At 57.7% G+C, this 12,357-nt stretch carries 8 protein-coding genes; 5 read left to right on the top strand and 3 right to left on the bottom strand.

All coding sequences use genetic code 11. The features are described 5' to 3' along the window. Positions 1-29: 29 nt before the first annotated feature. Positions 30-704: an alpha/beta fold hydrolase gene (locus QMY55_RS11965; RefSeq protein ID WP_283488806.1), complete on the top strand. Its 675-nt coding sequence runs from the start codon at positions 30-32 to the stop codon at positions 702-704. Positions 705-980: 276 nt separating this feature from the next. On the opposite strand, the gene QMY55_RS11960 is transcribed toward QMY55_RS11965, so the two are convergent. From QMY55_RS11960 to QMY55_RS11950, 3 genes are all read right to left on the bottom strand, one after another. Continuing rightward, complete coding sequence (locus tag QMY55_RS11960; RefSeq protein WP_283488805.1) at positions 981-2,921, bottom strand: AMP-dependent synthetase/ligase; 1,941 nt, start codon at positions 2,919-2,921, stop codon at positions 981-983. 51 nt (positions 2,922-2,972) lie between these two features. Beyond that, positions 2,973-4,517: an MHYT domain-containing protein gene (locus tag QMY55_RS11955; protein WP_283488804.1), complete on the bottom strand. Its 1,545-nt coding sequence runs from the start codon at positions 4,515-4,517 to the stop codon at positions 2,973-2,975. Positions 4,518-4,669: 152 nt separating this feature from the next. Then, positions 4,670-5,305, bottom strand: coding sequence for a GntR family transcriptional regulator (locus QMY55_RS11950; RefSeq protein WP_283488803.1), 636 nt, complete (start codon positions 5,303-5,305; stop codon positions 4,670-4,672). Positions 5,306-5,429: 124 nt separating this feature from the next. Here QMY55_RS11950 and scpA point away from each other — a divergent pair, with 124 nt between their 5' ends. The 4 genes from scpA (at position 5,430) to QMY55_RS11930 (ending at position 12,341) form a co-directional block, all read left to right on the top strand. Further along, positions 5,430-7,607, top strand: coding sequence for a methylmalonyl-CoA mutase (scpA, locus tag QMY55_RS11945; RefSeq protein ID WP_283488802.1), 2,178 nt, complete (start codon positions 5,430-5,432; stop codon positions 7,605-7,607). Positions 7,608-7,644: 37 nt separating this feature from the next. Beyond that, complete coding sequence (meaB, locus tag QMY55_RS11940) at positions 7,645-8,649, top strand: methylmalonyl Co-A mutase-associated GTPase MeaB (RefSeq protein WP_283488801.1); 1,005 nt, start codon at positions 7,645-7,647, stop codon at positions 8,647-8,649. An 80-nt stretch (positions 8,650-8,729) separates the two neighbouring features. Then, the gene (locus QMY55_RS11935) at positions 8,730-10,265 is read left to right on the top strand and encodes an acyl-CoA carboxylase subunit beta (protein ID WP_283488800.1); all 1,536 of its coding nucleotides are present in this window, start codon (positions 8,730-8,732) and stop codon (positions 10,263-10,265) included. Positions 10,266-10,292: 27 nt separating this feature from the next. Next, entirely contained in the window at positions 10,293-12,341 is a 2,049-nt protein-coding gene (locus QMY55_RS11930; protein WP_283488799.1) for an acetyl-CoA carboxylase biotin carboxylase subunit, read from the top strand. Positions 12,342-12,357 lie beyond the last annotated feature (16 nt).

The raw sequence follows: 12,357 nt of genomic DNA, 5'->3' as shown, positions 1-12,357 counted from the left end.
AGTTGGCTTTTACCTAGGAGGCTTCTGTCATGTCAGTACTCAAATCACTGATCTTGATTTGCAGCTGTGTCTTGGTAACGAACGTTGTGGCGCAGACGCCTCAAGGCGAATACCTAGACGGGAAGGACTCCAAGGTAGGAGTTGTCTTGGCACACGGCAGAGGAAACTCTCCGGACGGTAATGTGGTCGGACCACTGCGGCGCTCCATTCACAAGGATCTAGGGTTCCACACTTTTTCTTTGCGCATGCCGGTCCCTGGCGCAGATTCGCCGGATTCGCCAGAACTTGCGGCATCGTTTCCAGAGGCCTATCAACGGATCCAGGCTGCAATTGAATATCTGAAGACGCAAAGAGGAGTCGAGCGTATTTACCTTATGGGTCACAGCATGGGTGGGCGCATGACTACAGGTTTCCTGGCAAGCAATCCTGCTGCCCCAGTTGTGGGGTTCATAGGAGTCAGATTAACTGCAGGTGGTAAAGAGCCTGTTAACACCAATCTGAATCTGCGAAAAGTGAAGATCCCTGTTATCGATATTTATGGCGACAACGACATGGATGCGAGAGCTGCATCTTTTCGAAAACCTCTTGTATCCGAGAATTTTGTACAAGTTGAAGTCCACGGCGCGAAGCACGACTACCGTGGATATGAAAAACCGGTGTCAGATATCGTTATCGAGTGGCTCAAGAAGCAAGAGGGAAAGTAGGGGCTCGGGAGGGTTTCTCGGCCTTTGCGCGCCGCTCATATTTCATAGCCAGTGGGGTCGGAGCATTGCAGAGAGAATCTGCAACGTCAAAAAGTGACGAGTAATTTATGAATGAACTACCCAAGTCTCTCAGATGTAAAACGATGCAGGTTTAGTCGGTGCGGAAATTTTGAGGTTTGAGACTTGTAATTTATTTAATGTAACTTACATGTGTTGATAATTCAATATCAAGGAATGAGCTCAGATAAATGAAGGGCTGTTCCAGCCCTTAGAAACTCAAGAAGGTTCCCTTTTCCAGCGGTCTGCGGGTTTGCCATACATCTGCTCAATCGCCTCCGTGTAATGCGCCATCAGATTCTTTCGCTTGAGCTTGAGGGTAGGGGTCATTAGCCCGTTGTCGATTGTCCAGGGCTCCAGCACCGGATGCACTGCACGCGGTACCGCGTATTTGGCAAAGCTGGATGTCTGTTTCTCAATTCTAGCAAGCACGGCTCGCTCTGCCGCCGCATGCTGAAGACTGCTTTCAGCGCGGGGATCAAGCCCTAAAGACCGGGCAATCTCTGCCCATTCCACTTGGTTGAGAACAGCCACACATGCAATGAACGGGCGATCCTCGCCAACAACGAAAACCTGCTCGAACAATGGATCCACCATGATTGCTTGCTCAACATCGTTGGGTGGAACTTTCTCTCCTGTGGATGTGACTATGATTTCCTTGATGCGGCCTTTAATAAGAATACGGTCATTTTCAATTGCAGCCTGGTCGCCGGTTTTTAACCAGCCATCCTGGGTAAAGGCACGAGCAGTGTCTTCTGGACGATTCCAGTAGCCTTTCATCACAATGGGGCCGCGAACTTGCAACTCCTGGTCCTCCCCGATGCGCACCGCCACTCCAGGCAAGACTTTGCCAACGGTCTCTGGATGGTTGTCTTCCAAAGCATTGGCGCTGACAACAGGAGAGGTCTCGGTCATGCCATAGCCTTGGATCATGGGCAGGCCCAGTCCTAAAAAGCATTGGGAAATCGTCGGAGAGAGGGGCGCGCCACCACTGACCGCAACCCGCAAGCGACCACCAAACTGTGCAAGCATTGGCTTGGCGACCAAAGATTGAAGTACAAACCAGGGTAAACAGCTTGCCCAACCACTGTTGATTTCAGAGTCTTGAACATAGTCTGTGGCATTTTTAATGCTCTGTTTTTCACAAAATACTTTCCAGCCCTTCTGAACGGCTGCTCTGAAAAGTTTTTGTTTGTGGGGCGCGTGAGCCAATGCTTCCTGCACTTTGGCATATACACGCTCATAAATGCGCGGTACAGAAATCAGCACCGTCGGCTTGACTTCCTTCAGATCCGCTGCAAGCAAGGCGACAGAGCGTGCATAGGCCACGCAAGAGCCAGTGGCTATCGCAAAATAATAGCCAGTGGTGCGCTCGAACGTATGGGAAAGCGGGAGAAACGAGAGAAATATGTCCTGCTCTGTGGCTTGGACACGTTGCATGACTGCATGGACATCACTGACCACATTGCAATGAGTCAGCATTACTCCCTTGGGTTTTCCGGTCGTTCCTGAGGTATAGACAATGCCAGCCAGCTCAGACTCGGCCGGAGGGATGGGTAATGCGTTGTTTTGCGCCTTGCCTTGCTCCAGCCAGCTTTCCCGGCTCAGTATGTTTATCGGAATCTCCCGGAGATTGCCTTGATGCCTTTCATCTGCGGGGTAGTCGTACAGCACTCCTGCTTGTTTGCCTGGGGGCGCTACCACAACCGTTTGCAGATACGGTAGCTCTTCTCCAATGGCGCAAATTTGCTCCCAGGTTTGTAGCTGCGATAGCATCAGCAGGCTGGATTGAGAGTCTTTCAGGATATAGGCGATGCTGCCGGCATTGTCGATGGCATGCAAAGGTACCGGCACCATTCCGCAACGCAAGCAAGCCTGGTCGAGGCACATGGCATCCAGTCCGTTGGGCAGCAAAATGGCAACTCTTGCTCCTGGGGGCAGCTCTGATGCCATCAATGCTCTTGACCAGTCGGCGACTCTCTGAGCAGTTTGGATCCAGCTCAAACTTTTCCATTGATTGGATTTTTCATCGAATTCTCGATAAGCCTCAGCATTCGGAGTTGCCTTGGTGCGCAGTGCCAGCAACTGGGGCAGTGTCTTTGCCTGGCCGATGCTTGGTGGCAAAGAGGAATCCATATCGAGTACATCCGCCTGGATCATGCTGTTTTCCTGTAGTTTCAGGAATGATAGCGTTACAAGCCAGTCCTTCCTCTATATCAACGAGGCCAGCTCCTGTCTGACAGACTGATAGCAGATGGCAATGTAATGGTGCAGGCGGTGCTGCTCATCACGTACTGCGGTGATGGAAACTTCTTGCAGGGAGTCGTTATGACGCATCCTCCAGCTTCCCTGCCAATGACCATTGCGGCCAACCTCCGTCCACATATCGGTGATGCTGGCATCGTCTTCATTGCCGTGGAAGAGGGCGATGAAATCTTTGTTTCTAGCGCTGTGGCGTGATATCCCTGCCATGCGCGCAAAAGCAGGGTTGATGTCGACCACGCGTCGATTGGCGTCCAGCACCATCACGCCTTCAAAGCAATGATCGAACACGGTCGCAGCGATATGCAACTGCCGTTCGGTTTTTTTGCGATCAGACAGATCGGTCAGCACGCCCACATACATACGCTGACCTCGTGATTCCGCTTGGCTCAGGGCCAGCCGCAACGGAATCAATGTCCCATTCTTGTGTTGACCCAGCACTTCGGAGATCTTGTTGCGCAAGGGTGGCTGGGCGTTTATTTGGCCCTGTTCGTGGCGTTGAATGTAGTGATCGTGGTGATGGGCCAGTGCGACAGGCATCAGCATTTTCACGTTCTGGCCCACAACCTCTTCCGCAGACCAGCCAAAGATGGCTTCGGCAGCAGGGTTGTATTCCTGAATATTGCCCTGGGTGTCAATGCTGATGATTCCATCGGCGGCCATCTGAACCAGCGCACGCAAGCGTGCTTCATTCATGTCCACTTGCTGCCAGCGTGTGCGGTAGTGCAGCAATCCGTTGGCCTGTCCGATAAGGCCACCAATGCTCAGTGTGACCAGGGCAATGACCAGAGCCAGGACTAGTTGGTTGTCGCTGTGTGCAGCGCTGCTGGCGTGAGCACTCTCAGGAGTAGAGGTACGCAGCGCCAGCATGGCGGTGTAGTGCATGCCCGCGACAGCGCAGCCCATGATGATGGCGGCAAGTGCCTTCACCCCGAGGGAGAGCTGATCGCTAAGCCGTGCCAGGCCAAAGCGTACCCACAGCGCCAGCATTGCCAGTACAACCCCTAGCAACAAAGAGATGGCAAACCAGATGGGGGAGTACTGCGCCATGTGCTCCATGCGCATGGCGCCCATTCCGCTGTAGTGCATGGTCGCAATGCCTGCACCCATGATGATGCCTCCGAGTACCAGTTGCTTGCTGTTCAGTTCGGCCTTGGCCAACAAGGTGATGGCAACGGCCGAAGCACCAATTCCCGGCAGTATGGAGAGAATGGTCAGCGGCAGGTCGTACTGCACGGCTGCATGGGGCTTATAGGCCAGCATGCCAATAAAATGCATGGCCCAGATTCCCGTTCCCAGCGCCAGCGAGCCACTGGCAATGGCCCAGCCACGTAATTGGGAGGTGAGGGCCAGTCTTGCAAAAGCTGCAAGACGCAAGGCTTGACCCGCAGCAATACTGCTGACCATCAGTGACAGCAGTACCAGACCCAAGTCATATTCACCTTGCAGCAGGGATGTGCCAGGAGCTTGACTCCAAAAGAAATGGGACTGCATGACTTGTGTTCCAAATGTATGAAAGACGCACAGACATTTACCCTAGGAGCATCGCACGCAGTTGGTAGTTGAATGTCTATCTATCGGTAGGAATACTTCCATTCTGTAGGAATATTGCCTGCAATCTTATGCGAATGCACTGGTATGCATTATCAAACTGCGGCTTGTAGCCCATTGCCAAAATGTAGCCGCACAGCCTGGGCTGCTTGCTTGGAATCGCGCTGCAGCAAGGCCTGCATAATGGCCTCATGCTCAGCCAACGAATCCTCAATACGACCTTGTTTGAATAGCGATTTGTGGCGATTGAGCTTCATGACCTTACGCAGGTCTGCCACCAATTGATTGCGCCAGCGATTGTTAGCAATCTCCAAAATCTGCATGTGAAAACTCTCGTTGAGAGCGAAAAAGCGTTCGGCGTCTGCGGTCTGCAGCTTGAGCTCTTCATGCGTCTGCGCCAGATGCTGCAATTCTTCATCAGTGGCCTGTTCTGCCACCACACCTGCTGCATCGGCTTCAAGCAAGCTCAGCAGGTGATAAACGTCCGCAATGTCCTTGCGTGAGACCTCGGTCACATAAGCACCCCTGCGGACCTTCATGGTCACAAGGCCTTCGGCCGCCAGCACTTTCAGTGCTTCACGCAGGGGCGTGCGACTGATGCCGTATTCCTCGGCAATTTTGAGCTCGTCGATCCATGCGCCAGGCTCCAGCTCGCGCTGGAAGATGCGTTGACGCAGCTGCTCGGCAACTTGCTCGTATAGCGCGCTGGGTGTAAGGGTTTTGCTTGTCATTACACGTGATTGTAAGTCTTAAGTATTTTGAATTCATAATTATGAATCATGTACACTATCTGCACCTCTAGGTAGTTCACCGAAATTCCAAACTTCACTGCGCGCACCGCATACGAGAGACAACATGAGCCAAGAGAACCCGACAGCACAGGGCCAGACCGAATTCCCCGCTGCTGATCTGCAGGCCTGGACCAAGGCAGCCAACAAGGCTGCTCCTGGTGGAGACATCAACAATCTGAACTGGCTCACGCCCGACGGCATCACCGTCAAGCCTCTGTACACGGCCGAAGACACGGCCGATCTGGCCCATACCAACACGCTGCCGGGCTTTGCTCCCTATATCCGCGGCCCTCAGGCCACCATGTATGCAGGCCGTCCCTGGACGATTCGCCAGTACGCGGGTTTCTCCACCGCCGAAGAATCCAATGCCTTCTACCGCAAGGCACTGGCCGCCGGCGGTCAGGGCGTTTCTGTCGCTTTTGATCTGGCTACCCACCGCGGCTATGACTCTGATCATCCACGTGTGACGGGTGATGTGGGCAAGGCCGGTGTGGCCATCGATTCGGTCGAGGACATGAAGATCCTCTTCAACGAGATCCCCCTGGACAAGGTCTCGGTGTCCATGACCATGAACGGTGCCGTGCTGCCTGTGCTGGCCGGCTATGTGGTGGCCGCCGAAGAGCAGGGCGTGTCTCAAGACCAGCTGGCCGGAACGATTCAGAACGATATTCTGAAAGAGTTCATGGTGCGCAACACCTATATCTACCCGCCCAAGCCGTCGATGAAGATCATTGGCGACATCATCGAGTACACGAGCCAGAACATGCCCAAGTTCAACTCGATATCGATCTCGGGCTATCACATGCAGGAAGCCGGTGCCAACCAGGCGCTGGAGATGGCTTTCACGCTGGCCGACGGCAAGGAATATGTGAAGACCGCCATCGCCAAGGGCATGGACGTGGACGCTTTTGCGGGCCGACTGTCCTTCTTCTGGGCCGTCGGCATGAATTTCTATCTGGAAGTGGCCAAGATGCGTGCCGCGCGCCTGCTGTGGTGCCGCATCATGAAGGGCTTCGATGCCAAGAACCCCAAGAGCCTGATGCTGCGTACCCACAGCCAGACCTCGGGTTGGTCGCTGACCGAGCAGGATCCCTACAACAACGTGGTTCGCACTACGATCGAAGCCATGGCAGCCGTGTTTGGCGGCACCCAGTCGCTGCACACCAATGCGCTGGACGAAGCCATTGCCCTGCCGACGGAGTTCTCGGCCCGCATCGCGCGCAACACCCAGCTGATCATTCAGGAAGAGACCCACATCACCAATGTGATCGACCCCTGGGCCGGCTCCTACATGATGGAAAAGCTGACCCAGGAAATGGCCGACAAGGCCTGGGCCATCATCGAGGAAGTCGACGCCATGGGCGGCATGACCGCCGCGGTGGACAGCGGCTGGGCCAAACTCAAGATCGAAGCCGCCGCCGCCGAAAAGCAGGCCCGCATTGACTCCGGCAAGGAAGTTATCGTTGGAGTCAACAAGTACAAGCTGGCCAAGGAAGACCCGATTGAAATTCTGGACGTGGACAACGTCAAGGTGCGCGATAGCCAGATTGCCCGCTTGAAGGATATCAAGGCAAAACGCGATACAGCCCAAGTGGAGGCTGCGCTGGCTGCTATCACTGCTGCAGCAGAGTCCGGCGAAGGCAATCTGCTGGATCTGTCCATCAAGGCCGTGCGCCTGCGCGCCACGGTGGGTGAAGTCTCCGACGCGATGGAAAAGGCGTTTGGCCGCCACCGCGCCGATACCCAGAAGGTGACCGGTGTGTACGCTGCCGCTTATGACTCGGCCGAAGGCTGGGACAAGCTCAAGGAAGAGATCAACACCGCTTCGCAGGCCATGGGCCGGCGCCCCCGCGTGATGATAGCCAAGCTGGGTCAGGACGGTCACGACCGCGGCGCCAAGGTGGTCGCCACCGCCTTTGCCGACCTGGGTTTCGACGTGGACATGGGGCCGCTGTTCCAGACCCCCGAAGAATGCGCGCGCCAGGCCATCGAGAACGATGTGCACGCCGTGGGTGTCTCCACGCTGGCCGCCGGGCACAAGACTTTGGTGCCGGCCATCATTGCCGAGCTCAAGAAGCAGGGCGCCGACGACATCATCGTCTTCGTGGGCGGCGTGATTCCCGCCCAGGACTATGATTTCCTCTACAACGCGGGCGTCAAGGGTGTCTACGGCCCCGGCACTCCCATTCCCGCCAGCGCCAAGGATGTGCTGGAGCAGATCAAGAAGGCCAACGGTCTCTGATCGGCCGGCAAGCATCGATAGCAAAGGCGATCGCGACGTGACCCCTGAGCAAATGCTAGACGGCATCCTGCGCGGCAACCCTGCCGTGCAGCGCCGGGCCATGGCAAAGGCCATTACCTTGCTTGAATCCTCCCGGGCCGACCACCGTGAACAGGCGGACGGCCTTCTCACCGCTCTGCTGCCGCATACGGGCAAGGCGTTTCGCCTTGGCATCAGCGGCGTGCCGGGTGTTGGCAAATCCACCTTCATCGAAGCCCTGGGCCTGTACCTGATAGAGAAGGGGCTGCGTGTGGCCGTGCTGGCGATCGATCCGTCCAGCACCGTCTCGGGCGGCTCCATCCTCGGCGACAAGACCCGCATGGAGCAACTGTCCATGCGGCTCGAGGCCTATATCCGCCCCAGCCCCAGCAGCGGCACGCTGGGCGGCGTGGCCGAAAAGACGCGCGAGGCCATGCTGGTCTGCGAGGCCGCGGGCTACGACGTGGTCATCGTCGAAACCGTGGGCGTGGGCCAGAGCGAGATCGCCGTGCACGGCATGACGGACATGTTCTGCGTGCTGCAGCTGCCCAATGCGGGCGACGATCTGCAGGCCATCAAGAAGGGCGTGATGGAGCTGGCCGACCTGGTGGTCATCAACAAGGCGGACATCGACCCCCATGCTGCCACGCGTGCCCAGGCCCAGATCACATCGAGCCTGCGCCTGCTGGGCATGCACGGCAATCCCGACCACGCCAACACTGGCGCGCTATGGCAGCCGCGGGTGCTGCAGATCAGTGCCTTGCTGGGCCAGGGCGTGGAGGGGTTCTGGGCTGCAGTCAGCAGCTTCAGGGAACTGCAAACCGCCAACGGCCGCCTGGCCCTGCGCCGCGAGAAGCAGGCATTGGCCTGGATGTGGGAGCGCATCGACTTCGGCCTCAAGCAGGCGTTTCGCCAGCATCCGCAGGTCAAGGCCATGCTCCCCGTCCTTCAGGACGCTGTGGCAGCGGGTCGTATCGCCGCCAGTACCGCAGCAAGAAATCTGCTTCTAGCCCAAATGCAGTAGGCGCTAGAAGCTCTTATTACCATAGCATCGCAGCATCACCATTGCGAGACAAGCAACCCAAATCACGTTAGAGGACAAGCATGCAAGACGATATCCTGAAGCAGCTGGAAGCCAAGCGAGAACTCGCTCGGCTGGGTGGGGGACAAAAGCGCATCGATGCGCAGCACAAGAAAGGCAAGCTGACGGCGCGCGAGCGTATCGAGCTGCTGCTGGACGACGGCACTTTTGAAGAGTGGGATATGTTCGTGGAGCACCGCTGCACGGACTTCGGCATGGAAAACACCAAGATCCCCGGTGACGGCGTGGTCACCGGCTACGGCATGATCAACGGCCGTCTGGTCTTTGTGTTCAGCCAGGACTTCACGGTGTTCGGCGGTGCGCTGTCCGAAACCCATGCCGAGAAGATCTGCAAGGTGATGGATCAGGCCATGAAGGTCGGCGCACCCGTCATTGGCCTCAACGACTCGGGCGGTGCGCGTATCCAGGAAGGTGTGGCCTCCCTGGGCGGCTATGCCGATGTGTTCCAGAAGAATGTGCTGGCCTCGGGCGTGGTGCCCCAGATCTCCATGATCATGGGCCCCAGTGCCGGCGGCGCCGTGTACTCGCCGGCCATGACCGACTTCATCTTCATGGTCAAGGACAGCTCCTATATGTTCGTGACCGGTCCCGAAGTCGTGAAGACCGTGACGCACGAGGAAGTCACGGCCGAAGAGCTGGGCGGGGCCATCACCCACACCACCAAGAGCGGCGTGGCCGATATGGCATTCGACAACGACGTGGAAGCACTGATGATGCTGCGTCGCCTCTATAACTACCTGCCCTTGAACAACAAGGAAAAGGCTCCTGTGCGCGAAACCACGGACCCCGTGGGCCGCGCCGACATGTCGCTGGATACGCTGGTGCCCGAAAACGCCAACAAGCCCTACGACATGAAGGAGCTGATCCTCAAGACCGTGGACGATGGCGATTTCTTCGAGCTGCAGCCCGAGTACGCCAAGAACATCGTCATCGGTTTTGCCCGCATGGCTGGCCAGACCGTGGGCGTCGTGGCCAATCAGCCCCTGGTGCTGGCAGGCTGCCTGGATATCAAGTCCTCCATCAAGGCCGCGCGCTTTGTGCGCTTTTGCGATGCCTTCAACATCCCCGTGGTCACCTTCGTGGACGTACCCGGTTTCATGCCCGGCACCTCTCAGGAGTATGGCGGCATCATCAAGCACGGTGCCAAGCTGCTGTATGCGTATGCCGAAGCCACGGTGCCGAAGATCACCGTCATCACCCGCAAGGCCTATGGCGGAGCCTACGACGTGATGGCCTCCAAGCATTTGCGCGGCGACGTGAACCTGGCCTGGCCCCATGCCGAGATTGCCGTGATGGGCGCCAAGGGTGCGGTGGAAATCATCTTCCGCGAAGACAAGAACGATCCCGTCAAGCTGGCCGCCCGCGAAGCCGAATACAAAGAACGCTTTGCCAATCCGTTCGTGGCCGGAGCCCGTGGATTTATCGACGATGTGATCCAGCCGCATGAAACGCGCAAGCGCATCTGCCGTTCGCTGGAGATGCTCAAGAACAAGCAGCTGGACAACCCCTGGCGCAAGCACGGGAACATCCCTCTGTAAGAACAAGAAGAACCAGGAGATTTATCCATGTTTACCAAGATCCTGATTGCCAACCGCGGCGAAATCGCTTGCCGCGTGATCGCCACCGCCCGCAAGATGGGCATCCAGACCGTGGCGGTCTACTCCGACGCCGACAAGGATGCCCGCCATGTCAAGCTGGCCGACGAGGCCGTGCGCCTGGGTCCTGCGCCTAGCCGCGAGTCCTATCTGCTGGGCGAGAAAATCATTGAAGCCTGCAAGCAGACCGGCGCACAGGCAGTTCACCCAGGCTACGGTTTTCTCTCGGAGAACGAGGGCTTTGCCAGGCGTTGCGAAGAAGAAGGCATAGCCTTCATCGGCCCCAAGTCACATTCCATCGCGGCCATGGGCGACAAGATCGCGTCCAAGAAGCTGGCCGGCGAGGCCAAAGTCAACACCATCCCCGGCTACAACGACGCCATCGCCGGCCCCGAGCAGGCCGTGGAAATCGCCAAGGGCATTGGCTACCCCGTGATGATCAAGGCCTCGGCCGGTGGCGGCGGCAAGGGTTTGCGCGTGGCCTTCAACGACAAGGAAGCCTTTGAAGGTTTTGCCTCGTGCCAGAACGAAGCGCGCAACAGCTTTGGCGACGACCGCATCTTCATCGAGAAGTTCGTGCAGGAGCCCCGCCATATCGAAATCCAGATTCTGGGCGACAGCCACGGCAATGTGGTTTACCTGAACGAGCGCGAATGCTCGATTCAGCGCCGTCACCAGAAGGTGATCGAGGAAGCGCCTTCGCCGTTTATCAGCGACGCCACCCGCAAGGCCATGGGCGAGCAGGCCGTGGCCCTGGCCAAGGCCGTCAAGTACCAGAGCGCCGGCACCGTGGAGTTCGTGGTCGGCAAGGACCAGGACTTCTACTTCCTAGAGATGAATACCCGTCTGCAGGTCGAGCACCCGGTGACCGAATGCATCACCGGACTCGATCTGGTCGAGCAGATGATTCGTGTGGCCGCGGGTGAAAAGCTGGCTTTCACCCAAACAGATGTAAAGCGCGACGGCTGGGCCATCGAGTGCCGTATCAACGCCGAAGACCCGTTCCGCAACTTCCTGCCTTCGACCGGCCGTCTGGTTCGCTTTGCGCCGCCCGAGCAGACCATGTGGCAGTCCGACACCGAGCATCTGAGCGGCGTGCGTGTGGATACCGGCGTCTACGACGGCGGCGAGATCCCAATGTACTACGACTCGATGATTGCCAAGCTCATCGTGCACGGCAAGGATCGCAACGACGCCATTGCCAAGGCCCGCGAAGCGCTCAACGGCTTTGCCATCCGCGGCATCAGCTCCAACATCCCGTTCCAGGCGGCCCTGCTGGCGCACCCGGACTTTGTCTCGGGCAAGTTCAACACCGGCTTCATCGCCCAACACTATGCCGACGGCTTCCATGCCGAGGACGTGCCCCACGATGACCCCGACTTCCTGGTGGCTCTGGCCCTGTTCCGCAATCGCCGCTACCGTGCGCGTGCATCGACCATCACCGGCCAGATGCAAGGCCACCAGGTGCAGGTGGGCGAGAAGTACACCGCCGTGGTTCTGGGGGCTGAAGGCAAGAACCAGTATGTGACTGGCGAGGTGACCGACTTTGATGCCCAGGCGCGCGTTTGCAAGGTCGTCATCGGCGACAAGGCCTACGAGTTCCGCAGCAATGCCGACATTCGCGATCTGGTCGTGCGCGGCGTCTGCAACGGCAAGGCGTTCACCTGCCAGATCGAGCGCGGCAACGGCAAGAACCCGCTGGCCCTGCGCGTCATCCACAACGGCACACAAGCCGATGTGCTGGTGCTCTCGCCCAAGGGCGCCGAGATGCACAAGCTCATGCCTTACAAGGCTCCGCCCGATCTGTCCAAGTTTCTGCTCTCGCCCATGCCAGGCCTGCTGGTCGATGTCGCCGTGCAGCCCGGCCAGAAGGTGCAGGCCGGCGAGAAGCTGGCCGTCATCGAAGCCATGAAGATGGAGAACATCTTGTTCGCAGCCCAGGACGGTGTGGTCAGCAAGATCAGCGCCGCCAAGGGCGACTCGCTGGCGGTGGACGACATCATTCTGGAATTCGAGTGATGAGAACTTTTCGGGG

The organism is Comamonas resistens (assembly GCF_030064165.1).
Classification (GTDB): Bacteria; Pseudomonadota; Gammaproteobacteria; order Burkholderiales; family Burkholderiaceae_C; genus Comamonas; species Comamonas resistens.
Note: the sequence above shows the minus strand (reverse complement) of the source record. Positions and strands in the feature narration are given on the sequence as shown.

Bases quoted from the DNA above. Each gene is read 5' to 3' on its own strand.
- QMY55_RS11965 (WP_283488806.1), top strand. From the start codon at position 30: ATGTCAGTACTCAAATCACTGATCTTGATTTGCAGCTGTGTCTTGGTA.
- scpA (WP_283488802.1), top strand. From the start codon at position 5,430: ATGAGCCAAGAGAACCCGACAGCACAGGGCCAGACCGAATTCCCCGCT.
- QMY55_RS11935 (WP_283488800.1), top strand. From the start codon at position 8,730: ATGCAAGACGATATCCTGAAGCAGCTGGAAGCCAAGCGAGAACTCGCT.
- QMY55_RS11960 (WP_283488805.1), bottom strand. From the start codon at position 2,921: ATGATCCAGGCGGATGTACTCGATATGGATTCCTCTTTGCCACCAAGC.
- QMY55_RS11955 (WP_283488804.1), bottom strand. From the start codon at position 4,517: ATGCAGTCCCATTTCTTTTGGAGTCAAGCTCCTGGCACATCCCTGCTG.
- QMY55_RS11930 (WP_283488799.1), top strand. From the start codon at position 10,293: ATGTTTACCAAGATCCTGATTGCCAACCGCGGCGAAATCGCTTGCCGC.
- QMY55_RS11950 (WP_283488803.1), bottom strand. From the start codon at position 5,305: ATGACAAGCAAAACCCTTACACCCAGCGCGCTATACGAGCAAGTTGCC.